Annotated in this window: 21 protein-coding genes; 17 read left to right on the top strand and 4 right to left on the bottom strand. The window is 56.6% G+C overall.

Annotated features, from left to right (window positions below; genetic code table 11):
• The first annotated feature begins 39 nt into the window (after positions 1-39).
• Together alr and HWX89_RS05350 are read left to right on the top strand one after the other, a co-directional pair.
• Positions 40-1,206 (top strand): alanine racemase, encoded by a 1,167-nt coding sequence (gene alr, locus HWX89_RS05345; RefSeq protein ID WP_138793351.1) that lies wholly within the window; start codon positions 40-42, stop codon positions 1,204-1,206.
• Positions 1,207-1,213: 7 nt separating this feature from the next.
• Positions 1,214-2,470 carry a D-amino acid dehydrogenase gene (locus HWX89_RS05350; protein ID WP_138793352.1) on the top strand — a complete coding sequence of 419 codons (1,257 nt, stop codon included), beginning with the start codon at positions 1,214-1,216 and terminating at the stop codon, positions 2,468-2,470.
• A 58-nt stretch (positions 2,471-2,528) separates the two neighbouring features.
• Here the strand turns inward: HWX89_RS05350 and HWX89_RS05355 are convergent, their stop codons facing one another.
• On the bottom strand, positions 2,529-3,239 hold the full coding sequence (locus HWX89_RS05355; protein ID WP_138793353.1) for a GntR family transcriptional regulator: 711 nt from the start codon (positions 3,237-3,239) through the stop codon (positions 2,529-2,531).
• Positions 3,240-3,499: 260 nt separating this feature from the next.
• On the opposite strand from HWX89_RS05355, the gene HWX89_RS05360 reads away from it, so the two are divergent.
• The 5 genes from HWX89_RS05360 to HWX89_RS05380 all read left to right on the top strand — a co-directional run bounded on the left by HWX89_RS05360 (position 3,500) and on the right by HWX89_RS05380 (position 8,419).
• On the top strand, positions 3,500-4,585 hold the full coding sequence (locus HWX89_RS05360) for an ABC transporter ATP-binding protein (RefSeq protein WP_138793354.1): 1,086 nt from the start codon (positions 3,500-3,502) through the stop codon (positions 4,583-4,585).
• 31 nt (positions 4,586-4,616) lie between these two features.
• Positions 4,617-5,906 (top strand): ABC transporter substrate-binding protein, encoded by a 1,290-nt coding sequence (locus tag HWX89_RS05365; RefSeq protein WP_138793355.1) that lies wholly within the window; start codon positions 4,617-4,619, stop codon positions 5,904-5,906.
• 84 nt (positions 5,907-5,990) lie between these two features.
• Positions 5,991-6,902, top strand: a complete 912-nt coding sequence (locus HWX89_RS05370; RefSeq protein ID WP_138793356.1) for an ABC transporter permease — start codon at positions 5,991-5,993, stop codon at positions 6,900-6,902.
• Between the two features lie 3 nt (positions 6,903-6,905).
• The gene (locus tag HWX89_RS05375) at positions 6,906-7,724 is read left to right on the top strand and encodes an ABC transporter permease (RefSeq protein WP_138793357.1); all 819 of its coding nucleotides are present in this window, start codon (positions 6,906-6,908) and stop codon (positions 7,722-7,724) included.
• Between the two features lie 11 nt (positions 7,725-7,735).
• Positions 7,736-8,419, top strand: a complete 684-nt coding sequence (locus HWX89_RS05380) for an aspartate/glutamate racemase family protein (protein WP_138793358.1) — start codon at positions 7,736-7,738, stop codon at positions 8,417-8,419.
• On the opposite strand, the gene HWX89_RS05385 is transcribed toward HWX89_RS05380, so the two are convergent.
• A complete protein-coding gene (locus HWX89_RS05385; protein ID WP_246705092.1) occupies positions 8,352-10,508 on the bottom strand; it encodes a membrane-bound PQQ-dependent dehydrogenase, glucose/quinate/shikimate family in 2,157 nt (718 codons plus the stop codon). The genes HWX89_RS05380 and HWX89_RS05385 overlap by 68 nt on opposite strands.
• A gap of 322 nt (positions 10,509-10,830) precedes the next feature.
• On the opposite strand from HWX89_RS05385, the gene HWX89_RS05390 reads away from it, so the two are divergent.
• The 9 genes from HWX89_RS05390 (at position 10,831) to gltS (ending at position 22,045) form a co-directional block, all read left to right on the top strand.
• Positions 10,831-11,787, top strand: a complete 957-nt coding sequence (locus tag HWX89_RS05390; RefSeq protein ID WP_502707581.1) for a LysR family transcriptional regulator — start codon at positions 10,831-10,833, stop codon at positions 11,785-11,787.
• 156 nt (positions 11,788-11,943) lie between these two features.
• Positions 11,944-14,232: an NADP-dependent malic enzyme gene (locus HWX89_RS05395; protein ID WP_138793360.1), complete on the top strand. Its 2,289-nt coding sequence runs from the start codon at positions 11,944-11,946 to the stop codon at positions 14,230-14,232.
• Positions 14,233-14,547: 315 nt separating this feature from the next.
• Positions 14,548-15,387, top strand: coding sequence for a transporter substrate-binding domain-containing protein (locus HWX89_RS05400; protein WP_138793361.1), 840 nt, complete (start codon positions 14,548-14,550; stop codon positions 15,385-15,387).
• A 156-nt stretch (positions 15,388-15,543) separates the two neighbouring features.
• Positions 15,544-16,287 carry an amino acid ABC transporter permease gene (locus HWX89_RS05405; protein ID WP_138793362.1) on the top strand — a complete coding sequence of 248 codons (744 nt, stop codon included), beginning with the start codon at positions 15,544-15,546 and terminating at the stop codon, positions 16,285-16,287.
• The gene (locus tag HWX89_RS05410) at positions 16,284-17,066 is read left to right on the top strand and encodes an amino acid ABC transporter permease (RefSeq protein WP_138793363.1); all 783 of its coding nucleotides are present in this window, start codon (positions 16,284-16,286) and stop codon (positions 17,064-17,066) included. The genes HWX89_RS05405 and HWX89_RS05410 overlap by 4 nt, the downstream gene beginning before the upstream one ends.
• A gap of 12 nt (positions 17,067-17,078) precedes the next feature.
• Complete coding sequence (locus HWX89_RS05415; RefSeq protein ID WP_138793364.1) at positions 17,079-17,894, top strand: amino acid ABC transporter ATP-binding protein; 816 nt, start codon at positions 17,079-17,081, stop codon at positions 17,892-17,894.
• A 4-nt stretch (positions 17,895-17,898) separates the two neighbouring features.
• Positions 17,899-19,254, top strand: a complete 1,356-nt coding sequence (locus HWX89_RS05420; RefSeq protein WP_138793365.1) for an MmgE/PrpD family protein — start codon at positions 17,899-17,901, stop codon at positions 19,252-19,254.
• A 12-nt stretch (positions 19,255-19,266) separates the two neighbouring features.
• On the top strand, positions 19,267-20,577 hold the full coding sequence (locus tag HWX89_RS05425; RefSeq protein ID WP_138793366.1) for an LLM class flavin-dependent oxidoreductase: 1,311 nt from the start codon (positions 19,267-19,269) through the stop codon (positions 20,575-20,577).
• A gap of 262 nt (positions 20,578-20,839) precedes the next feature.
• Positions 20,840-22,045, top strand: coding sequence for a sodium/glutamate symporter (gltS, locus tag HWX89_RS05430; protein ID WP_138793367.1), 1,206 nt, complete (start codon positions 20,840-20,842; stop codon positions 22,043-22,045).
• Between the two features lie 27 nt (positions 22,046-22,072).
• On the opposite strand, the gene HWX89_RS05435 is transcribed toward gltS, so the two are convergent.
• Together HWX89_RS05435 and HWX89_RS05440 are read right to left on the bottom strand one after the other, a co-directional pair.
• The gene (locus tag HWX89_RS05435; RefSeq protein ID WP_138793368.1) at positions 22,073-22,453 is read right to left on the bottom strand and encodes a cupin domain-containing protein; all 381 of its coding nucleotides are present in this window, start codon (positions 22,451-22,453) and stop codon (positions 22,073-22,075) included.
• Positions 22,454-22,548: 95 nt separating this feature from the next.
• A complete protein-coding gene (locus tag HWX89_RS05440; RefSeq protein ID WP_138793369.1) occupies positions 22,549-24,279 on the bottom strand; it encodes a methyl-accepting chemotaxis protein in 1,731 nt (576 codons plus the stop codon).
• A gap of 235 nt (positions 24,280-24,514) precedes the next feature.
• Here HWX89_RS05440 and HWX89_RS05445 point away from each other — a divergent pair, with 235 nt between their 5' ends.
• Positions 24,515-25,768 carry an NAD(P)/FAD-dependent oxidoreductase gene (locus HWX89_RS05445; RefSeq protein WP_138793370.1) on the top strand — a complete coding sequence of 418 codons (1,254 nt, stop codon included), beginning with the start codon at positions 24,515-24,517 and terminating at the stop codon, positions 25,766-25,768.
• The last annotated feature ends 28 nt before the right edge of the window (positions 25,769-25,796 follow it).

Consider the following 25,796-nt stretch of genomic DNA (forward strand, 5'->3'; position numbering starts at 1 on the left):
TGCAATACCCTCTTCCTATAATAATGAGGGTGAACAACCATGGACATGCAGATCAGCCGCCAACAGGCTGCCGGTGGAGCGAGTGGGTATCTGACGATCGACCTCGGCGCCGTACAGGATAATTATCTGGCACTTTGCGCGATGGCGCCCGAGGCACTTACTGCAGCCGTTGTGAAGGCCGATGCTTATGGGCTCGGGGCCGATACCGTTTCAGGCGTGCTCTATGATGCCGGATGCCGAAACTTCTTCACCGCCCACATTGATGAGGCACTTTCCCTTCGATTGCGCATTCCTTCGGACGCTCGAATATTCGTCCTGAATGGCCTTCAGCCCGGAAACGAGGTGTCCTGTGTCGAAATGGATGTCATCCCCGTGCTCAATTCGCTTGAGCAAGTCACGCAATGGTCGAAGCTTGCAGAAAAGCAGGGTGTCACCCTTCCCGCGGCATTGCAGATCGATACGGGCATGAGCCGGCTCGGCCTGTCGGCCGATGAACTCGCATTCCTCCTGTCAAATCCAAAGCTGCTGGAGAAAATCGAAATCCAGTTTGTGATGAGCCATCTCGCCTGTGCCGACGAGCCGGAACATCAGGCAAACGTCGCACAACTTGCCGTGCTGCACGAAGCCTCAGCCTCGTTCCCGCACGCGCCCATCTGCTTTTCGAACTCGGGTGGCATCTTTCTGGGCGCCGGTTACCACCATCAGATTATGCGGCCTGGTATCGCTCTATATGGCGGAGCCCCGTCCACGACCCGACCCAACCCGATGAAACCAGTCGTAAAACTGGACATCGCAGTCATCCAGACCCGAACAGTATCCGCAGGCTCGCTGGTCGGTTATGGCGGCTCATACCGCGTCGAGACGCAAAAGCGCCTCGCGACGATTGCGGCCGGCTATGCCGATGGCCTTCCCCGTTCGCTCAGCAACAGCGGCGCGGTATGGTTCAACGGCGTCCGCCTGCCCATTATCGGCCGTGTATCGATGGACAGCATCATTGTCGACATTTCTGCTCTGCCCGAAGGAACATTGACGCAAGGCAGTCTGGTGCAGATGATTGGCCCTGACCAGACGCTTGAAGACATTGCCGAGGCTGCGGGCACCATCGCCTACGAAATCCTGACCGGCCTCGGACGCCGCTACCGCCGACATTATATTCAACCGCGCTCGAGCGCAGCCTCTGCTTCAACGACAACAAAAGACAAGTGAGACGATCATGAACGTCACAATTCTGGGAGCCGGCGTTGTCGGCGTGACCTCCGCCTGGTACCTGGCAAAGGCGGGCCACAAGGTAACGGTAATCGATCGCCAGCCGGCGGCAGCACTGGAGACAAGCTTCGCAAATGCAGGCGAGGTTTCCCCGGGCTATTCTTCTCCCTGGGCAGCACCTGGCATTCCGGTCAAGGCGATGAAGTGGCTGTTCATGAAACATGCCCCCCTTATCATTCGCCCGACAACAGACCCTGCCGCATGGCGCTGGATGACCCAGATGCTGCGGAACTGCACATCAGCACGATATGCAATCAACAAGAGCCGGATGGTCCGCATTGCGGAATATAGCCGCGATTGCCTGATGGCATTGCGTGACGAGACGGGCATTCAGTACGACCAGCGCATGCAGGGAACACTGGAGGTTTTCCGCACCCAGAAGCAATTCGATGCTATCGGAAAGGATGTCGATGTTCTTACAGCTGGCGGCGTGCCTTTCGAAATTCTCGACCGGGATGGCTGCGCTGCGATCGAGCCCGGACTTTCGCCTGCAAAGGACAAGATTGTCGGTGGATTGCGCTTGCCCGGCGATGAAACCGGCGACTGCTTCATGTTCACGACAGAACTTGCCCGAATGGCTGAAGATGCTGGCGTCACCTTCATCTACGATACAGGTGTCATGCGCCCCATCGTTGAAGCAAACCGCATAAAGGCAGTGGAGACCACAAAAGGCCTGATCGAGGCCGATGTCTTCGTCGCAGCGCTTGGCAGCTATTCACCGCAGTTCGTTCGCCAGCTTGGGCTCGACCTGCCAGTCTATCCGGTGAAAGGCTATTCCATCACCGTGCCGGTCGTGAAAGAGGAACGGGCCCCGGTTTCGACCGTCATGGATGAAACATTCAAGGTTGCCATTACACGCCTCGGCTCACGCATCCGTGTCGGCGGGATGGCGGAGATTGCCGGGTTCAGCAAGGATCTGCCGGCCGTCCGGAAAGAAACGCTAACTCATTCTGTTGAGGACCTTTTTGGTGGCGCAGGCGATCAGTCACAAGCAAAATTCTGGTGTGGACTTCGCCCGATGACACCTGATGGTACGCCCGTTATCGGAGCGACGCGCTACGACAACCTCTATCTCAACACCGGTCACGGCACGCTCGGCTGGACAATGTCGTGCGGTTCCGCCCGGGTATTGTCCGATCTCATCAGCGGCGAGAAGCCGGAAATCGACACGCACGATCTTGCGATCAGTCGCTATGCGGCATGATTGAGCGTTACGCCAGACCTTGTGGCATCCTCGGGTTCATTCCGAGGATGACATCAGTCTAGAGCGCCAGCGCATCCTTGAGTGCGAGACCCTCCTTCATGCGGAGGTCGAGATCTGCCTCGATGTGGTCGATATGATGCAGCATCAATGAGCGGGCTTTTTCCACATCGCCTGTTTCAAGTGCGTCAAGTAGATCAGCATGGTCATTGTGTCCGCAGCTCGAAACGCCTGATCGGCCGTAAAGCGCAATGACAAGAGACGAGCGTGCAACCAGCTCGTCCATGAATTTCGCAAGGATCGCGTTGCCGGAAATTTCAGCCAGCATCAGATGAAAATCGCCGGACGCCTTGATTTCCGCTCGTCTGGCGCTTGGCCCGCGCTCGTGCTGATGCCGCGTTTCTTCCATCAGGTGATCTTTGAGCCGCTTGACCGCGGCAGGCGTCAACCGCTCGATGGCAGCATCGACAATTCCCGGCTCGATTAGTCTGCGCGCCGCAAAAACCTGCCTTGCCTCGTCGGGTGTTGGATTGGATACGAATGCACCACGGTTGCGCTCAGCGCGAACCAGGCCCTCGAAGGCGAGCATCTGGAGGGCTGCACGCACCACCGTTCGACTGACGTCGAACAGCGTTCCGACTTCTGACTCAGACAATTTTGTTCCAGGCGCGAGCCGCCGATCAACGATGGCATCACGCAAAGTGTCGCGGATGGCCTGTGCACGGTCTTCCTGCGTCGGATCGGATGGTGGGGCAATCTGGGCGAGGCTCATTGGTTCGTCCTGTTTCCCCTCTGTTCTAACGCGAAGCGTGCGCGGCGCAAACAGGAATCGTCCAGTCATCGTGGAATTTATTGTATACAATTTTGTGCACTCATGAAAACGAAAGCGCGTTTTTTGTGCATGCAACCCTCCATGAGAATGCGCCCTCTGTTTCCGCAAAAATTAAGTCTTGGAATTCCATGGCCTTAGCGCGCGGAAAGCGAACTGGCACGACTTATGCAACGCATGAGCCGATCAAAAGAGGGAAATGCATGAGCAAGGCCGCTGAAATCGACATCGCTTCCGTTTCCAAGATCTATGGCACAACGACTGCGGTCCATGCCATCAGCCTTAAGATACCGGCGGGTAGTTATTGCTGCCTGCTTGGTCCGTCGGGATGTGGCAAGACCTCCACGCTACGGATGATTGCCGGCCATGAGAGCATATCCAGTGGCGATGTCAGGCTCGGCAATACGGTGGTTACGGACCTGCCTCCTGCCAAACGCGGCACCGCGATGATGTTCCAGTCCTATGCGCTCTTCCCGCACCTTGATCTCGTCGACAACGTCGCCTTCAGCCTCAAGATGAAGGGGATGGATAAGGAAACGCGTCGCAGCAAGGCACTCGACATGCTCAAACTGATGCAGTTGGAGCCCTATGCAAGTCGCCGGCCCGCCCAACTGTCAGGCGGACAGCAGCAGCGTGTGGCATTGGCACGTGCTTTGATCACCGATCCGGAAGCGCTGTTGCTGGACGAGCCACTCTCGGCACTCGATCCGTTTCTGAAAATCCGCATGCGGGCCGAACTCAAGAAGCTGCAAACGTCGCTCGGCATCACCTTCGTTCACGTCACCCACAGCCAGGAAGAAGCTATGGCGCTGGCCGATATCATCGTTGTCATGAACGACGGTCGTATTGAACAGGCTGCTACACCACGCGAGGTTTTCGAGCGACCGGCGACAGCGTTTGTTGCCCGTTTCATGGGCGACCACAACGTCATTTCCGGCCGTCTTAAGAACAACGATGGCGAGCTCGTGACGATGGAGGTTGCGGGCGGAGGAACCTTCGTCGGTAATGGCCTTGTCCCGAATGGTGACCGCATGGATATCGCCGTCAGGACTGACCGTGTGCGTGTCGGCGAACCCGAAAAACCTGGCCTCGGCTTCACCGGCATCGTGTCCAACGTCGAGTATCGCGGCGGTAGCGTCAGGATTGCGGTGACCGGCGCAGGTATTGAAGACTTCAACGTCATTTTGAGCGATGTCGCCTTTTTCGAGGCGCCGGTGAAGGTCGGCGACGCGATCCCGCTCTCATGGAATACGACCGATGCCATTGTGCTCGGCCGCGTAGAGAAGTGACCCGAAAAAATAACCAGAGGAGAACTTTGAAATGACCGACACTTCCAAAACCAAGGGCGGACTTTCCCGCCGCGGATTGCTTAAAGCGGGTGCTGCCGCAACCGGCGCAGCGATCGGTTCCGGCCTGATCACCGGCTTCCCGACCATCTGGGCGCAAAACCCGATCACGCTTCGCCAGTTCGGTACCGGCGTATCGAACCTCAATGCCATTGCAGAAAAGTGCAAGGCCGACCTTGGCATTACGCTTGAAATGACCGCGACGGATTCGGACGCAGCCGCTCAGCGCGCTGTCACCCAGCCAAATTCCTATGACATCGCCGATATCGAATACTGGATTTTGAAGAAGGTCTATCCGGCAGGCGTTATCCAGCCGATGGAAATCAAGAAGCTGAAATACTACGACAAGATCGTGCCGCTGTTTAAAACCGGCAAGCTGAAGCCCGACAGCGTCGTTGCGCAGGGCACGGCGCCGCACACGGTCGGGTTTGTCGAAAAGCCTGGCGACAAGTCTTTCGCGAAGGGCGAGACAGACTACTTCACCATGGTCCCAACGATCTATAATGCCGACACTCTCGGCATCCGCCCGGATCTTGTCGGCCGCGACATCACGAGCTGGGCCGATATCATGGACCCGAAGTTCAAGGGCAAGACGTCCATTCTGAACATCCCATCGATCGGCATCATGGACGCGGCGATGATCATGGAAGCCATGGGCAACATCAAATATGCCGACAAGGGCAACATGACGAAGGAAGAGATCGACAAGACGATCGATTTCCTCATCAAGGCCAAGAAGGATGGACAGTTCCGCGCCTTCTGGAAGAGCTTCGACGAAAGCGTCAATCTCATGTCGTCGGGCGAAGTCATCATCCAGTCCATGTGGTCGCCGGCTGTTGCAGCCGTTCGTTCCAAGGGCATCGCCTGCAAATACCAGCCACTGAAGGAGGGATATCGGTCCTGGGGTGGTGGCCTCGGTCTTGCCAAGCACCTCTCAGGCGCAAAGCTCGATGCAGCCTATGAATACATCAACTGGTACACATCCGGTTGGGTCGGTGCCTACCTCAACCGCCAAGGCTATTATTCCGCAGCCATGGAGACCGCTAAGGAGCACATGTCTGCTGACGAATGGGGCTACTGGGTCGAAGGAAAGCCCGCTCAGGGCGACATCGTTGCGCCCGACGGCAAGGTCATGGAAAAGGCCGGTGCGGTTCGCGATGGCGGCTCCTTCGAGGAGCGCATGGGCAAGGTGGCATGCTGGAACTCAGTCATGGACGAAGACCGCTACATGGTCCGCCGCTGGAATGAGTTCATCGCAGCCTGATCATAAAGGTTAGCAAGAAAACGGATGCGCGGCGAACTTACGCCGCGTATCTGGCCCAACCGGCCCTATTGCGGGAGATAAACCTTGGTGACAGTCAGATTCATCGGTGTGAGTGAAAAGAAGGATAGACCGGAGCGCGCTTTCGTGCTGCCGCAAAAACTGGTCTCCTATATTCAGGCGACACCGCTCTTCCTGATCCTCGGCTTTTTCCTGCTTCTGCCGATCATCATGATCGCTGTCGTCAGCTTCTGGGATTATGACTTCGCCCAGATGTATCCTGATTTCGTAACGTTCAATTACACGGAAACCATGGGGTCGTGGGTCACCTGGCAGACCTACATCAACACGCTCAAATTCGCTGCCATCGTTTGGGCAATCACGCTTTTTTGCGGTTTCTGGGTTGCCTATTTCCTTGCCTTCCATATTCGAACCACCACCATGCAGATGGTCCTGTTCCTGATCTGCACCGTCCCCTTTTTGACATCCAACATCATCCGGATGATCTCATGGATACCCGTGCTTGGCCGAAACGGGCTCGTAAACAGCGCGCTCGTCGGCACCGGCATCGTGCCAGCACCCATCGAATGGTTGCTCTATTCGGATTTCGCTGTCGTACTTGCGATGGTCCACCTTTATACGTTGTTCATGGTGACCCCGATTTTCAATACGCTGATGCGTATCGACAAATCGTTGATAGAGGCCGCACGGGACGCAGGCGCAAGCAGTTGGCAGATCCTGTCCAACGTCATCATTCCACTCGCCAAACCCGGAATGGCAATTGGGACCATTTTCGTGGTGACGCTCGTCATGGCGGATTTCTCAACCGTTCAGGTGATGTCCGGGGGACAAAGTGCGTCTGTAGCACTGATGATGAAGAACCAGATGTCTCTGCTGCAGTATCCTGCTGCGGCAGCCAATGCTGTCATTTTGCTTATCCTTGTTCTCCTGATGGTCGCTGGCATCCTGCGTATCGTCGACATCCGCAAGGAGCTCTGATCTATGCACTCCGAAAAACGTGGCCGCGAATTCTATATCCTGTCCTTCTTCTTCATTCTCTTTGTGCTGTTTCTCTACGGTCCACTCTCCGCCATCTTGATCCTCGCGTTTCAGGGACCGAACGGGGGCCTCACTTTCCCGCTCAACGGTGTTTCACTGCATTGGTTCGGCAACCTGTTTGAGCAGCAGGCCGTCGGTGATTTCGGCGGCTCCTTCCGTCGCTCGTTCGGGCTGGGCTTGATGGTTATGGTCGTAACTGTGCTTGTCTCGCTTCTCGCGGGCCTTGCCTTTCGTCGCAAGTTCATAGGCGCAACACCGCTCTTTTACCTCTCGGTCGCCAGCCTTGTCGTCCCGTCAATCATCATCTCTCTCGGCATTGGCGTGCTTTTCCAGCAACTTGGACTGGAACCGTCCTGGTATACATCAGCATTCGGCGCTCATCTCACCTGGACGTTGCCTTTCGGGGTCCTGATCATGCTTGCCGTATTCAACCGCTTTTCGCCCTCTTATGAAGAAGCTGCGCGCGACCTTGGAGCGTCTTCCTGGCAGACATTCGCGCATGTTGTCTTGCCAATGATTGCGCCCAGCTTGATCGGTGTGGGACTATTCGGCTTTACCCTCTCCTACGACGAGTTTGCCCGAACATTGATGACATCTGGCACTTACAACACCCTTCCGCTCGAGATCTATGGCATGACGACAAACGTCACCACGCCAGTGCTTTATGCCCTTGGCGCGGTCACCACACTGTTTTCCTTCATCGTGATTGCCGCTACGCTCGGCCTTATCGTCTACATGAACCGCCGCCATTCACGCGGCTAAAGAAACGAAACATGCGCATTCTCGTCATCAATCCCAATACCACGCAATCCATGACGGCAACGATTGCCGATGCTGCGACGCGCGCGGCAAGCAACGACACCGAAATCCTGGCAGTAACCTCCACCATGGGGCCGGTCTCCATTGAGGGTTATTACGACGAGGTTTTCGCCATACCAGGCATGCTCATCGAAGTTGCAAAAGCCGAAAAGCTCGGGGCGAAAGCAGCTGTCATCGCGTGTTTCGACGACACAGGGCTCGATGCCGCACGCGCGCTAGCCACCATCCCGGTGATCGGGATCTGTGAAGCGGCCGTTGCAACAGCAGCGTTCATTGCCCAACGTTTTACCGTCGTTACAACCATGGAACGCTCAAGGCTTCCCGTTGAGCATCTCGTTCATCGCTACGGCATGGGAACGCGCGCCAAGGTCCGTGCAGCCGATATCCCGGTCCTTTCGCTCGAAGACCCCTCCTCCGACGCGATGCCTCGCCTGCGGGCCGAGATCGCAGCAGCGCTGTTGGAAGACAAGGCCGAAGCGATCGTGCTGGGTTGTGCTGGCATGGCCGATCTTGCTGCGAACCTCTCCAGAGAGTTTGGCGTGCCTGTGATCGATGGCGTTTCTGCAGCCGTCAGGCATGCAGAAACGCTTGTTTCGCTCGGCCTCTCCACCGCCAAACGCGGTGCATACGCCACTTGATCTTCTGCGTTTTCATGTCGATGGCAGTCATCGTACCATACGGTGGAGCCTGGCATGGGATTCCGAGCGCCGAGAGGAACCGGTTCTTGTCAACCGCGTAAGGCGTACCCTTCATTGGCACAAGGCCCATGCCGGTATTGACGCTTTCGCCGCCACTTGCAGTGACGTTGCTCGGTGCGGCTTCCTTCATCTGAATCCAAAGACCAAGGCGCATATCGTTCACGAAGATCGTATTCGTGGTCGGGTCAGTCGAAAGTCCGCCCCAGTTCATACCGCCGAGCGAACCCGGGAAGCTGAGCGACACATCGGTGCCTGGAGCCGTATAGAGCCCTTCGTAGCGCATGCCCTTGAAGGCAATGCGGCAAAGAAGCTGATCGAACGGCGTAGCGCCCCACATATCGGCTTCAGTGAGTGTCTGCGCACCAATTTGCGGCATACCGACGGAACGCGGCTGGGTCGGCGAATAAGGCTCATTGGGGATGTTTGCCGCCTTGACCGGCACATTATCGACTTGGGTCAAAGGTTGACCCGTAGCGCGGTCGAGCACGTAGAGCTGACCCGCCTTCGTCCCGAAGACAAGAGCCGGAACCGCGGTCCCGTCTGCCTTGGGAAAATCGATGAAGCTCGGCTGCATCGGAACATCGAAGTCCCAGAGATCATTATGAACCGTCTGGTAGACCCATTTTTCACGGCCGGTGGTGGCATCAAGTGCCAGCATGGACGCACCATATTTGTGGTCGAGCGGGGTGCGCGTCGCGCCGTAAAGATCGACGGATGGGCTGCCGACCGGCATGTAGACAGTGTTCATGTCCGGATCGTAGGACATCGCTGCCCAGACGTTTGGAGTGGAACGCGTGTATGTCTGGCCGGGAGGCGGCAGAAGCGTGATATCAGGATTGCCTGGATCGAAAGCCCAGCGCAACTGCCCGGTTATGACATCGAACCCGCGCATGACACCACCAGGCATATCCACCTGAACGTTGTCGGCGATACGCCCGCCGACGACGACCGTTGTGCCGGCAAGCGTTGGAGCCGACGTCAACACATATTGCGGATCGGGCGCATCACCAAGACCAATCGTCAGATCAACACGGCCATTCGTACCGAAATCGGGGCAATATGCACCCGTGTCGGCATCCAGCGCGATCAGTTCGGCATTGATGGTGTTCATCAAGATGCGGCGCTGGCAAAGCGCACCGTCGGCAACGACAGCAGGTGTAACAGGCGTAGAGCCTGGCGCAGTTGGCTGCTTGAGCGGCTGTGTGGCATCGAAATAGGCAAGGCCGCGGCAACGCATCCAGACGGATGATTTCGCATTGATTTCGGTCTTCCACTTTTCAGTGCCGGTGTCTGCGTCGAGAGCGATGACATTGTTATGCGGAGTGCACAGGAACACCGTGTCGCCCACCTGCAGCGGGGTCTGCTGATCTTCTGCTCCGTTCGCACCGGGGCTGATCGGTGTGTCACCGGTGTGATAGGTCCAGGCAACCTCCAGATTCTTGATATTGTCGCGCGTGATGTCATCAAGCGCCACGAACCGGCTACCACCTGCAGTATTACCGTAATGCTCCCAGTTCTTCTGCTCTGTCGCAGGCGAGACCGGCGTCAGCGCGGCGGCTTCACCGCTGAAACTGACGGTCGGGTGAGCGACAAACATACCGGCGAAACCCGCACCTGAGACAAGTGCCATGACCACGGCCACCGCAAACGAAATACCGTAGGCCGGTGTTTTTCCGACCGCACGACGCAGTAGCGGATAGGATGCCGCAACAACAGCCGCTCCGACGCCAATCGCCAGAAGGCGAGAGATCAGAGGCCAGAAATCGAGACCGACTTCCCAGATTGCCCAGATGACCGTCAGAACGACGGTAAGACCAAACAGTAACGCTCCAGCAGGCTTGCGCAGGATCACGAGCAGGCCGGAAATGACGAGCGCAACGCCCGCGATGACGAAGTAGAGGCTGCCGCCGAGAGTGGCAAGCTTGCCTCCTCCGACAGCAAAGAACAGGCCCGCCAGAAGAATGACGGCCCCGAGCACAAACAGCCACAATCTGGCTGGAAGTGACGTGGAGACTTGTGGATGGCTCATTGATTTAATGTCCAGTTTTTGAGAGCTGCCTGTAAGGCGACGCCCGATAATCGTTCAATGTCCCGCACAACAGGGACAGTCGGCCCCGATGGGACGACAAAGACGGCATAATGGCGGTATTGCTGAACGCGGAGGTTTGGGTAGGAGGAAATCCGTAGTGAACTTCATGGTTGACCATTCAATGCAAAACCCCACGACGACCCTGGCGGGCAGCCGCAAGCGCTAGAACAAATCCTCCCGGTTTCAATCGCGGTGCAGCCCCGATGGGCAAGTGCGATCAAAACTCTGGTCGCGGTATAACGTCGCGTGCGACACTATGACAATGCACGATGCAAGCAAGTTTGATAAGCTAACCTTATATCATAATATCAAAAAATACGTAGGCTTTTCAGCAATGGATACGCGTCAACTCACGATTTTCGTGGAAGCCGCCCGGACACGGAATTTCCGGGCAGCCGCCGCCCAGCTTGGTATCGCGCAGCCCGCCGTCACCCAAAGGATCAGGCAACTCGAAGAAAGCCTGGGTTTCCCGCTGTTTCGCCGGATCAATCGCGGCGTCGAACTGACACCTGCTGGGCAAGTCATGCTCGTCGAGGCGGAAGAAATACTCACCCGCACCAAAGTGGCTCAAGAGAAGGCGGACCAGATCAGACGCGGTGAGTTCGGAATTGTGCGGATCGGTTTCGGCACCAGCGTCATGGCCGATCAGAAACTGCCTGCTTTAATCGCAAAATTCATCGGTGCGAACGCGAGCATCAGGCTGGAACTCATGCCGGGCACCACCATGGATCAACTCATCAAGGATGTCGCGACCCGCCAGACAGACGTCGCATTTGTGAGGGCACCATTACCGCAGCTACCGCAGACCTTGCGCGCAGTTGCGTTCGATGGATCAAGGCTTTGTGTGGCACTCAGCGAACGGCATGAACTGGCATCCCGTCGTACCTTGTCGATCGAGGAAATCTGTCAGGAAAAACTTCTGTTACCTGTCGATGAGACAGGTGTCGGTCTCAGCCACAGTGCGCTTTCGCTGTTCATTGACAGGGGGCTAGAACCAGATATCGGCATGCGGATTGCAAATGTGAACACCATTCTTTCGCTCGTTGAAGCGGGAGCTGGCATCGCCATCCTCCCGGAAAAGACCGTCCGCGCCACAGGGGGCGTGACAGGTGTTCCGTTCACCAATCTGGACACTGTTTCTGAAAGCGTCATTCTCGTCAGGCGTGGCGTTCCGGGAAAGCACTTGCAATCTTTTCTCAGCATGGCGCGGGATATGTGAATTGCCAACTTGACGACTTAATCGATTGAATCGCACGGAAAAATCGTCCTCGACACTTTTGCTGCAGTGAACAACATTCAAGACTTGGCAGGCGTGCAAAAAATACAATAACAACTGCAAACATTTTGAACGATTGACAGAAAGCAAGCACCTCTCATGTCCGACACGACGAAGCCAGCAAGCAACAGAACATCGGTCACCGATCAGGAAGCACTGGATTTCCATGCAATCGGCAGACCGGGCAAACTGGAGATCACTCCCACCAAGCCAATGGCAACCCAGCGTGACCTTTCGTTGGCCTATTCGCCTGGTGTTGCCGTCCCCGTCAAAGCGATCGCCGAAAACCCCGCAACCGCCTATGACTATACGACGCGCGGCAACATGGTTGCAGTGATTTCAAACGGCACGGCCATCCTCGGTCTCGGCAACCTCGGTGCATTGGCTTCCAAGCCTGTCATGGAGGGCAAATCCGTTCTGTTCAAACGCTTCGCCGATGTCGATTCCATCGACCTTGAGGTCGACACCGAAAACGCCGACGAATTCATCAACTGTGTGCGTTATCTCGGCCCTTCCTTTGGCGGCATCAACCTAGAAGATATCAAGGCACCGGAATGTTTCATCATTGAAAGCCGTCTGCGCGAGCTGATGGACATTCCCGTTTTCCATGACGACCAGCACGGTACCGCCATCATCGCCGCAGCCGGTCTGATCAATGCCATTGAACTGACAGGCCGCGACTTCAAGACAACAAAGCTCGTCTGCAACGGGGCGGGCGCTGCCGCCATTGCCTGTATGGACCTCATCAAGGCCATGGGCTTCAACCCCGAAAACATCACGCTTTGCGACACCAAGGGCGTGATCTACCAGGGCCGCACGGAAGGCATGAACCAGTGGAAGTCAGCCCATGCGGTCAAGACTGACAAGCGCACGCTGGCGGAGGCCATGAAGGGTGCCGACGTCGTGTTCGGGCTTTCGCAAAAGGGCGCCTTCACTGAAGAGATGATCCGTTCGATGGCACCGAAGCCGATCATTTTCGCCATGGCCAACCCAGATCCGGAAATTACGCCGGAAGAGGTTTCCCGCATTCGCGACGACGCGATCATGGCGACCGGTCGTTCCGACTATCCGAACCAGGTCAACAACGTTCTTGGTTTCCCTTACATCTTCCGTGGCGCACTCGATGTTCGCGCCAGCCAGATCAACGACGCAATGAAGATCGCAGCCGCGCAGGCACTTGCCGATCTCGCACGTGAAGACGTGCCCGACGACGTGGCAGCAGCCTATCAGGGCAACCGCCCGCGTTTCGGCTCGCAATACATCATCCCGGTTCCGTTCGATCCGCGGCTGATCTCGGCCATCCCAGTCGCCGTCGCAAAGGCCGCGATTGAAACAGGTGTGGCGCGCCGCGAATTACCGGACCTCGACGCTTATGCGCGTGAGCTGTCCGCCCGCCGCGACCCAATGGCATCTACAACCCAACGGCTCTACGAGCGCGTACGCCGTTCGCCAAAGCGCGTGGTTTTCGCAGAGGCGGAAGAAGAACAGGTCATGCGCGCGGCGATTTCATTTACCGCGCAGGGACTTGGTACGGCCATTCTTCTCGGTCGTGACGACATCATTAAAGCAAATGCCGAGAAGGCGGGCATCGACCTTGATCGTGCCAATATCGAGATCACCAATGCGCGCCTTTCCACGCGCGTTGATGCCTACATCGACTATCTCTATGCCCGTCTGCAACGCGGCGGCTTCCTCTTGCGAGACGTACAGCGCCTCATTCACAACGACCGCAACCATTTCGCGGCCTGCATGGTCGCGATGGGCGATGCGGACGCAGTTGTGACAGGTGTCACCCGCAATTACTCGACGGCACTGGAAGACATCCGTCGCTGCATCAACACCAAGCCCGGTCACCGCGTCATCGGCGTTTCACTCGTCGTGTCGCGCAACCGCACGGTCTTCGTAGCCGACACGGCTGTCCACGACATGCCGTCAGCCGAAGACCTCGCCGATATTGCCGAAGAAGCAGCCGGTCTCGCTCGTCGGTTCGGTTACGAGCCACGTGTGGCGATGCTTGCCTACTCCACCTTTGGCCAGCCGACTGGTGAACGCTCCGACAAGGTCCGCGAAGCGGTGAAGATCCTCGACAAGCGCAACGTGAACTTCGAGGTGGACGGTGAAATGTCCGCTGATGTGGCGCTGAACCACCATCGCATGCAAAGCCAGTACCCCTTCGCCCGCCTTTCCGGCGCCGCCAACGTTCTGGTCATGCCTGCCATTCACTCCGCATCGATCTCCACCAAGATGCTGCAGGAGTTGGGTGGCGCAACGGTCATCGGGCCGCTTCTCGTTGGCCTAGACAAGTCCGTCCAGATCACAGCCATGGGCGCGAAGGACAGCGATATCGTCAACATGGCGGCAATTGCTGCGTACAACGCCGGTCGCTAAAACAGCCAGAAAGGTGCGGTCACTGGAAGGTCGACCGCGCCTTACCTCCATCCGGAATTTCAGACATGCCGCCCTTGCCTGCTGGCTTGGTCAGAGATCATAGCTGATCCACGACGCATTTTGGCTTCCTGCAAGAGCAGGCTCATCTCCAAATTGAAGAACAAGATTCTACGATTTACAAAAATTAGGATATTTTTTCGGTCCAAGAATTTTATTGGAACGTAATTTTATCCCGGTCATTTTTTGCGCAATGCCAATTCTCGCTCTCGCAGGGACTGTCATGTAGTTTCCAACGACACGCAAAAGGAAATACCCATGGCCTTCACTTTCTCCAAATTTGCCGCGCAACTCGTCGCTGGTGGCGTCATTATCGCTTCCATGGCCACCGCCGCCCACGCTGATGCGACGCTTGACCGCATCAAGGGACGCGGTAAGCTGACCGTCGGTGTGATCCTGTCCGGCGCTCCCTTCGGTTTCATTGATCCGAAAACCCAGGAGCAAAAAGGCCTCAACATCGATGTCGCCAAGGCGCTTGCGGCCGGTCTCGGTGTCGAGCTTGTCACTGAGACTGTAACCCCGCCCAACCGCGTGCAGTTTCTGCAGCAGGGCAAGGTCGATATCCTCATTGCAAACATGCAGTACACGGAAGAACGCGCCAAGACACTCGACTATGTACCAACACCTTACGACCGTCAGGGTGGCGCAGCGATCGGGCGCAAGGATTCCGGCATCAAGGACTGGTCTGACCTGAAGGGCAAGATCGCTTGCGTATCGCAGGGCTCCAACTACACCCAGCCGCTCATCGAAGAATACGGCGCAGAGGTCAAGGCACTACCGAGCCAGCCTGAATCGCTCCTAGCATTGAAGGGTGGCAACTGCGATGTCTCCGTTCACGTCAATGGCACGATCAGCCTGATGCTTCAGGACCGCGCTGACGAGTGGAAGGACTACGGGATTCTGATCCCCACCGACCTTATCCCGTCAGATTCGGTTATCTGGCTGCGCAAGGGCGAAAGCGACACACAGGCGGCACTCGACAAGATCGTCAAGGACTTGCATGCTTCCGGGAAGATGATCGAATTCGCGAAGTCGAACCGACTTCCGAGTATTGGCTACATGGAAGAACAGCAGAAGAAACTTTCTGCCGCTCAGTAAGCGAGCAGTACTCCTCCTTCCCATCCCTCGGCATGCAGCCAGGAGATGTCAGCAGGAAAGTGTGATGTTTTATCTTCAACGTGACGAACGGCAGGTTTCCCCGGCCGTTCGTTTATGCTTTGTAGCGGCAACCGCGACAACATCATTGGATTTGCGATGCAGGACGCCTTTATTGCGCGCTTCATAGAATTGGCGGCCAAGATCGGCCTCAACTACGATTTTCTGAACAGTGGTTACGAGCTTCAGATTTGGCTCAACGGCATGAAGATGACGTTGATCCTTGTCGCAGTCACATTGCCACTCAGTCTTGTTTTCGGCTTCATTTTCGCAGCGATGCTGACTTCCGGCAGGCCATGGCTTGCCGCGCCAGTTCGCGCCTATGTGGAACTGACACGAAACACGCCCACGCTCGTACAACTGATGTGTGGCTTTCTCGTCTTGAACATGCTGATTTCCAACGCGCTTGGAGGTGCCCAAAACAACCCTCTGACGCCATTCTTCTGGGTCGTCGCCATAACGGGTCTTCACATCGCGGCCTTCCACGCGGAAGCTTTGCGTGGCGGTATCGAAGCTGTTCCAGCCACCACCATCGAGGCAGCGCGAGCCATCGGCTTCAGTTCGCTGGAGATCCTGCGCTACGTTGAGTTTCCTCTGGCAATCCGCACGGCATTGCCATCGATCATCAACAACCTGGTCAATCTGGTGAAGTTGACCACGGTCGGCTCGGCAATTGCCGTTGGTGAAATCACCTACGCGTCTATTCTGATCTGGACCCAGCGGGACAACGTCGTCGAGTTGATGTTGGTCATTCTGATCTTCTTCAGCGTTATCAATCTGATCGTCGCTAGAGCTGGCCTATGGCTTGAACGTCGCCTTGCAGTTCCGGGATTTGGCCAATGAGCGCAGTCGTCTCACAACATCCAGGCAGTAAAAAGCTGCCGTTCGGGACGCTGCTGGTATCCGGCGTCATCATCGCTGTCGTCCTGTGGCTGATCCTCGACCCCTCGCTCGGACAGGTGCTGCTGCAGTGGCTCCCCTATCTAGCCACCGGCTTCATGATGAACGTGCTGATCAGTGTTCTTGCGATCGCGATTGGCACATTTATCGGTGTGATGCTCGGCATCATGGAGCTTGCACCCTACAAGATCGTACGGGCACCAGCGCTCACCTATGTGCAGATCTTCCGTAACGCGCCGCATCTGGTGTTGATCTTCGCGGCAACCTACATCTTCCCTTTCGAACTGGTCATTTTCGGCGACTACATTCCCTTCCCCGACTGGATCAAGGCGGTGGTTGGTCTTGCGATCCCGGCAAGTGCCCACATTGCCGAAATCACCCGCGGTGCGATTCAATCCATCCCGACCGCTCAATGGGAAGCTGCGCAAGGTCTTGGTTTTTCCCGTAACCAGACACTTCGTTGGATCATCCTACCGCAATGCGTGAAACGCTCTTTGCCGCCGTGGATGAATCTTTACGCGTCGATCACCATGGGCACCGCGCTCGCGTCCCTGGTTGGCGTGCACGAACTACTTCATGCTGCGACGGATGCAAGCACCGCCGTACAGCGCAATGACTTCACCGTGGTCGTCTACCTCACCGTCCTGATGGCATTCTTCCTGTTCTGCTATCCGGTGTCCCGTTTCACGCAGCGTCTTGAACGACGCTTCGCTTCCCGCTGATTGGAAATTGCCATGTCCGCATCCGTAACAGAAACCAACGCCCTCGCCTCCGGGACAAGCGCACTTGTTGAACTTGAAGGTGTACACCTGTCCTTCGGTGACAATCAGGTCCTGAAAGGCATCGATCTTTCGGTGAACAAGGGCGATGCCGTATCGATCATCGGACCATCGGGCTCGGGCAAATCAACGATTTTGCGCTGCATCAACGGATTATTGATCCCGCAGTCGGGCAAGATCAGCGTCGGCGGCACCCGTGTCGATCTTTTGAAAACCGAAGCCGAGCGTATCGCTTTGCGCAAGCGTATCGGCATCGTATTCCAGCAGTTCAATCTGTTTCCGCACCTGACGGTAATGGAAAACATTACGATCGCGCCGATCAAAATTCTCGGAACTCCGAAAGCAGACGCAGAGCGTCACGCCCGCGAGTTGCTGGAAAAAGTACGGTTGTCGCAGAAGGTTGACGCCTACCCCGGCCAGCTTTCCGGTGGCCAGCAGCAGCGTGTGGCGATCGCCCGCGCCCTGGCCATGCGGCCCGAACTCGTACTCTTCGATGAAGTCACCTCGGCGCTTGATCCTGAAACAGTGGGGGAAGTTCTCTCGGTCATTCGCGACCTCGTCAACGATGGCATGACCAGCATTCTTGTCACCCACGAGATGCGCTTCGCCGAAGAAATCAGCGACAAGATCGTCTTCACCGAAAATGGGCTCATCGTCGATCAGGGTACACCGGAGCACATCTTCTACAAGTCGACCAATCCACGCATCAACGCTTTCGTAAAGGGTCTGGGCGGACAGATCGCGAGGGTCAGCGACGGCGAAGGGATCTGATGCCATGGCCGACCTGGAAAAACTGACGCTCCGTCTTGCGCAAACGATTGTCGCTTCCGATCCACAGAAGGAACCGCAGGCGATTGAGATTGCACGCACCGCGCTCATCGATTTTTTTGCTTGTGTCCTGGGTGGCGCAGCAGACAGAAGCACTCAAATCCTGATTGACACCTTTACACCTGGCACTTCGGGCTCGTCGGCTATTATCGGCAGCAATCTCCGTACAGATGCCTTTACCGCTGCCCTTATTAACGGCCATTCTGGCCACGTTCTTGATTATGATGATGTGCATGGCAGTGTGCGCGGCCATCCCACCGTTGCGATCATCCCTGCCCTGCTTGCTGTCGCAATTGAGGAAGAAGCAAGCGCGGATGCCTTTATTGCCGCCTACATTGTCGGGCTGGAAGCGATGGCGCGGCTCGGACTGTCACTTGGCACAAAACACTATGAAAACGGCTTCCATGCTACTGCCACGCTCGGCACCATCGGCACAGCAGCAGCCATCGCCCATCTCCTTAAATTCGACACATCAACCACCGCAACCGCACTCGGTCTCGCGGCCACGCAATCGGCTGGGTTACGCCTGCAATTCGGGTTTGACGCCAAGCCGCTCCATGCCGGGTTAGCGTCACGGGCTGGTCTGACCGCAGCACGGCTTGCCAGAGCAGGATTTCAGGGCGCACCGGATTTCCTGGAAAATCCAATCGGCTTTTATTCGGCCTTTGCATTTGGTGCTGAGCAGCCCGATCGTGTACTGCAAGGCTGGGGCGCCCCTTGGCAAATCATAACACCAGGCCTGACGCTCAAAGCGTTTCCCTGCTGCACGGCAAGCCACCCGGTCGCGGTTGGTGCGCTCTTGCTTCGTAACGAAAGCGGTCTGGCGCCCGAAGAGGTCAAAGCCGTCAACATTACCTTCCCTCCAGGCGGCGATGCGGCGCTAATTGGTTCCGCTATCCCATCGACCGGCATTGATGCCCGCTTCAGCGCTGAATATGTATTTGCAGCAGCAGTAATCGACGGTGCACTTCTGATCAGCCATTTTGACGAACGCCCAGTAAGGAGCGATCTCGTTGATCTCTCCGCGAAGGTCAGCCGCAGTCACGATGATACCGCTCGTCGCCTTTCACCTGATCCGACAACCCGTTTTGTGGTCATCGACGTGACTAGAACAGACGGAACGGTGCTTTCTCGACGTATCGACGGTCTGCCGAGCATTTCAGACCCGACCGACAAATTCATCGACGCGACCGGTGGAAGCGCGAAATTTGCAAAAATACCGGCGCTGATCAGATCCATGAGCACCGCTGCGGATCTACGGGCGCTTGAAGCGCTTCTCGCCCAGACAACACAATCGAAATGAAGGCATGATTCCATGACCAACGCGTCCCGTAAAAGACAGATGCACCTCGGCCTATTTTTGCAAGGTGCAGGGCACCATGTTTCCGGCTGGCGTCATCCGGATGCAGAAGCTGGCAGCGAGAATTTCGACCTGCTCGGTCGCGTCACACGGATGGCCGAGGCAGCAAAATTCGACATGGTGTTTCTGGCGGATGGCCTCACCAGTGGCGTTGACGCTCACCCATCCATGATAGCCCGTTTCGAACCACTGACACTCCTTGCAGCGCTTTCGATGGTCACGGACAAGATTGGTCTTGCAGCGACCGCGTCCACCACCTACGGCGAGCCATATCATCTCGCCCGCGCTTTCGCTTCGATTGATCATTTGAGCCACGGCCGCGCCGCATGGAACATCGTCACCACGTCTTACGCCCGCACAGCGGCGAACTTTTCCAAAGGTCATCCGGAGCATGACGAGCGTTACGCCGTCGCTGAAGAGTTCGTGAATGTGGTCCGCGGTCTCTGGGACAGCTGGGACGATGACGCCTTCATCAAGGACAAAGAGAGCGGTCGTTATGTCGATCCCGACAAGGTCCATGTGCTCAACCACGAGGGTAAATACTTCACGGTCAAGGGACCATTGAATATTCCGCGCTCACCACAAGGGCACCCCGTCCTCATTCAGGCCGGCTCCTCCGGCCCGGGACAGGATCTTGCTGCCCGCACTGCCGACATCGTCTTCACTGCACAGCAGGCGCTTTCTGAAGCGCAGGCATTTTACACCAGCCTGAAGGGACGGGTCGAGAAGTTCGGCCGCGATCCATCAAGCGTCGCGGTCATGCCGGGCTTCATGCCGATCATTGGCAGAACGTTCGAAGAGGCGGCCGACAAGCTCAAGGAACTCAATCGCTGGACGGACATCAAGAGCGCGATGCCGCTGCTTGAGGAACGTATCGGTCACAGTTTGACCGAGTATGATCTTGACGGCCCTCTACCGGACCTGCCGCTTTCCGATCAGCTTCGCAGTCGCGCCGAACTTCTGACCGAACTTGCCAAGCGCGAGAAATTGACGATCAGGGAACTCGCCTTGCGTGTTGCCGCAGGCCGAGGCCACCACATCGTCATGGGCACGGCCAAAGATGTTGCAGACCGTATGCAGGAGTGGTTTGAGAACGGTGCAGCCGACGGCTTCAACGTCATGCCGCCCTATTTCCCTGCAGGCCTGGAGGAGTTCAACAGCCAGGTCGTGCCATTGCTGCAGGAACGTGGCCTGTTCCGCACGGAATATGAAGGCTCGACGCTGCGCGACCATCTTGGTATCACACGCCCGTCATTGGAAGCTTAGGCTTACCGCACGCTCTAAAAGGCCGCACTCTGACTGCGGCCTTTTAACACGTCGTCGGTAGCGCTCCGCAATCGGTAGCGCTGCTTGCAATTTTCACGTCTCGCAGCCGTTGAAAACAGCGGGTACCCAATCGAGGTACCGTTCGAGAAATAACAACTTCCCGCTGATATTTCAGGATGACAACCGTCTCAATACACGTCAACTTCCATGGGTGAGGTTTGCTGCATTGCAGGGCAAACCGCCACCAGATGGAGCGCTTTTGATGACGACGTTCGAGACGCCGGGTTTCCTGACCTTCACCATTGCGATCGTCGTCTTTTTCATGGGGTCAGGTCTTAACGCGATCATTGCGCCCCTCAATCGCTGGAACATCCCGGAAGCTGTCTCCGGGGGGCTGGTTGCTGCACTCTCCACACTGATCGCTTACCGGTTCTTCAATATCGAAATCATTTTCGACCTCGATGCGCGAGATATGCTGCTGCTCTATTTTTTTACCGGCATTGGCCTGAACGCACGTCTCGCCGACTTGAAGGCCGGTGGCCGCCCACTGGTCGTGCTGCTTATCCTGACTTTATGCTATCTGGTCATTCAGAATGCCGTCTCTCTTGGCAGCTCGGCGTTGCTTGGCTTACCGGACGGAATTGCACCATTACTTGGATCAGTGTCGTTGATCGGTGGGCACGGGACAACGATTGCCTGGGCACCCCTGATTACAAACCGTTTCGGCCTGGGCAACGCACTCGAGATCGGCATTGCATCCGCGACGCTCGGCCTTGTCATTGCAAGTCTGGTTGGCGGTCCTGTCGCCCGTATCCTGATAAACCGCTATCAGTTGAAGGGGGAGACCGCCGAACTGCCAAGCATCGGATTGCCCTCTTCTCCGGCCACTGAACAGGCGTCGACCATCAACTATGTCAATCTTTTGCGAACAGTTCTGATCCTCAACGTCGCGATCCTCTTGGGCACCGCACTTGACGAGGTACTTTCGGAAACCGCTGTGAAATTGCCGCTTTTCGTGGTCTGCCTTCTCGTCGGTATTATCATGACAAACACAGTGCCGCGACTGCTTCCGCAGATGTACTGGCCCGCCCGTTCGCGGTCACTGGCTTTGATTTCAGATCTCTCGCTGAGTGTTTTTCTCGCAATGTCATTGATGAGCATGCAGTTGTGGACGCTTGGAGGCCTGGGACTGGCGCTGATCATCGTCCTCGGCATCCAGACGATTGTGGCGGTGCTCTATATGATCTTCATCGTGTTTCGTTTTATGGGCCGAGACTATCAGGCGGCCGTGCTGTCGGCTGGCTTCAGTGGTATCAGCCTCGGCGCGACCCCGACAGCAATCGCCAACATGACCGCAGTGACGAAAGCCTATGGCCCGGCACCAACGGCCTTTATCATTCTCCCGCTTGTCTCGGCATTTTTCATCGACATCGCCAATGCCCTGATGATCGGCTTTATGATGCGCTGACGCGCCCCACGAAGCCTCGGAAAAGCGCTATATCCAGAGATCATTTTGTGCCGTGCGATCACCGCCTGCGTGGCCCGTATTCAGCACCCCACGGGGCTCGATCAGGAGGAGTTGCACTTCGTTTTCAGCATAGGGCTTGCGCTCGACGCCCCGAGGTACGACGAACATTTCGCCGGGGCCAACGGTTACCGCACCATCGCGAAAATCGATCCTCAGACACCCTTGCAAGACGATAAAAGTCTCATCCGTTTCGGGATGATCGTGCCAGATGAAGTCGCCTTCGATACGAACAACTTTAAACTGGTAGTCGTTCATCTCGGCGATAACGCGCGGCTGCCAATACTCTTTGAGTTTGGCAGTCTTGTCAGCGAAATTGATTGCGCTGTGTGTCTGTCCAGTAGCCTGCATGTCGTTGTTGCTCCTCGGTTGAAGCAACAACGTAACGGGTGACATGTTCGCACTCTTGAATGTTCGTGCAGGCAAGAGGCAGTAAAAGGACCCTGTTACGCCGCAGTCCGGTCAATCTTGGTCGCTGCAGCGTGCGAAAATTTGCTTGGAATAGACGAGCCGTCATCGCGCTGAACAGCGCGGCGATTAAGCTTGAAGAGGCTGACGAGCTGGGAGAGTGCTTCTGCACCCTGGGCAAGCGTATTGCTGATGAGAGTCGTTCGCGCGCTCATGGCTGCGTTTTCCTGGGTCATACGATCGAGGCGATCGACCGCTTTGCCAATATCGCCGATGCCGAGGGTTTGCTCATCAGCAGCCTTGGCGATCTTGTCGACATTGCCGTCGATCTGTCGCACCAGCGCATCGATCTCCTTCAATGCCTCGCCGGTAGCACCCACCAGTCTCACCCCTTCAAGCACTTCCGTGCCGGAATTGTTGATGAGCACCTTGATTTCCTTGGCGGCGGTAGCAGACCGTTGTGCCAGTTCGCGCACCTCCTGTGCGACGACAGCAAACCCCTTGCCTGCCTCACCCGCTCGTGCAGCCTCCACCCCGGCATTAAGTGCGAGCAGATTGGTCTGGAACGCAATCTCGTCGATCACTCCGATGATCTGACTGATCTCGCGCGATGCCGTCTCGATCCGCTGCATGGCATTCACGGTCTGTCCGACAACCTCAGTAGATGTTGCTGTCGATGCACGCGCGCTTTGCACGAGTTTACGTGTTTCTCTGGTATTCTCGGTCGAAGTGCGGACGCTTGAGGTGATTTCGCCGAGCGCCGCAGAGGTCTCTTCCAATGCCAAAGCTTGCTCGCGGGAACGTGCCGCAAGGTTTTCAGAAGCCTCGCGCACTTCCTGGCTGCTCTTGCTGAGATCACCGGTCTGACCCAGAACGTTCACCAGCGTCTTCTGAAATTCACCGATCGACTTGTTGAAGTTGCGTCGCAGTGTTTCGAACTCACCAACAAAAGGATTGTCCAAGGTCACACGGATGTTGCACTCCGAAAGGCGGGCCAATGCCGCACCAAGCTCTTCGACTGCTTGCATACGATCCGTCACATCCAGCGCAAACTTCACGACCTTGAACACCCTGCCCCTGTCGTCGAAGATCGGATTGTAGGACGCCTGGATAAAGATGCGTCTGTTGCCCTTTGCAAGCCGCATGAATTGCCCGGTCGAAAATTTTCCGCCACGAAGCTCTTCCCAGAATGCGCGATAGTCAGGCGAACGAGCATAATCCTGCTCACAGAACATCGCGTGATGCTTGCCGACAATCTCATCGGCCGTATAGCCGAGAGCTGCGAGGAAATTCTCGTTTGCACCAAGGATTGTGCCGTCGGGCGTAAATTCGATCATGGCCTGCGCCCGTGAAAGAGCAGCAAGCTTGCCGCCATCCTCAGCGCTTCTGCGCTTGATTGCGGTAATGTCGGTGGCAATTTTCACAACCTTGTATGGCTTTCCGAAACGAAAAACCGGGTTGTAGGACGCCTCGATCCAGATTTCCTCTCCGCCCTTTGTTCGGCGGCAATACTGGCCCTGGTCGTACTCACCACGTGAAAGCTTTGCCCAGAAGGCCTTGTAGGCGGGAGACGATGCCTCTTCCGGCAGCACGAACAGGCTATGATGACGACCGATAATATCTTCGCGTCGATATCCCACCGCTTTGCAGAAATTTTCGTTCGCCGTCAGAATGTTTCCACTGAGATCGAACTCGATGATCGCCTGCGACCGGCTAAGGGCTTCGAGTACCGACGAAGCGTCCAGACCGAATTTGGAAAAGCGTGTCATAATCTTTGGGTCCCCAACCAGAAGAGGCATTCGAACGCGTGGTCGTGCCTTGGCGAAACACTATTGAGACACCGTTAAATAGCTATTAAACATAAGCTTTACATCTCGAGGTACATACCTTCGCTTATTTGCCACAGTGCTGATATTTCTGCCTTTGCAACAAGATGTCACCTTCCAATAGGGCAGCATTCGTTGTTATGGCGCTCTTGAAAGATTTTGTCTTGCAGGAGCATCGATGGCCAAAACCCTCAAATGCGACGTGCTGGTGGTCGGCACCGGCATCGTTGGTTCGATGTCGGCGCTTTATTTGCAAAACGCCGGACGGCAGATCGTCTTCCTCGAGCGTGGTGAGATCGCTGGCGGCGCGAGTGCAGGCAATGCGGGTATTCTCGCATTCCCGGAAATCATTCCCATCCCTGCCCCCGGAATCATGAAAAAGGCACCGCGATGGCTGATTGATCCGCTCGGTCCTTTAAGCGTGCCGCCTGCCTACGCTCACCGGATTGCTCCGTGGTTGTGGCGATTCTGGCGTGCCAGTTCCGAGCCAGCATTTCGCCATGGTCTGAGAACGCTGCGCGACATCAATCTGCTTGCCGCGGCTGAAATGGCGCATGTTGCAGCCATGCCCGAGCTTGCCGCCTTCATTGCAAAGACCGGAACACTCGATCTCTATGACAGCGAGACAAGCTTTAATGCTGCCAGCAAGGATTGGGACGAGAAGCACAAGGCCGGCTTTGACTTTCAGCGGGTCGGTCGAGACGAAATCGAGACGCTGCAACCGGGTATTGCTCCCCAATTCCGGCATGCGATGTTCTCGCCGGATGGCCTTCAGGTCTCCGATCCCCGAGATTTTACTCGGGCAATATACGATCTTGTCGTCAGCCGTGGCGCCACGCTGCGCAAGGGCGAGGCAAAACGCATTGATGCGGTCGGGGAAAGCACCATCGTAACACTCGATAACGGCGACAAGATCGACGCCGACAAGGTTGTCATCGCGGGTGGCGCGTGGTCGCGCCCGCTGGCTGCGACACTTGGCAATGTCGTACCGCTCGAAACCGAGCGCGGTTACAATACCACTCTGCCTGCAGGATCGTTCAACCTTACCCGCCAGCTCTATTTCAACGATCACGGGTTTGTCGTGACCCCGCTCTCCTCCGGCATTCGCGTCGGCGGTGCTGTGGAACTTGGCGGCCTCGAGTTGAGGCCAAATTTCAAACGTTCGGAAGCGATGCTGAAAAAGGCAGGCCGGTTCCTGCCGGGTCTGAAAACGGAAGGTGGCAAACAATGGATGGGCTTCCGCCCGTCTTTGCCGGACTGTCTGCCCGTCATCGGTCCGGCACGGAATGCGCCCTCAGTCATCTATGCGTTCGGTCATGGCCATCTGGGGCTGACGCAATCGGCGGCAACCGCCCGCCTTGTCACGCAGATTGCCAACGGCGAGGAACCGTCGATTTCCATCGATCCCTTCCGCGCAGGTCGCTTCTCGTGAAGACGTAACCCCGGAGAGGATATCGGGG

The organism is Rhizobium sp. RM, assembly GCF_013390595.1.
GTDB lineage: Bacteria > Pseudomonadota > Alphaproteobacteria > Rhizobiales > Rhizobiaceae > Agrobacterium.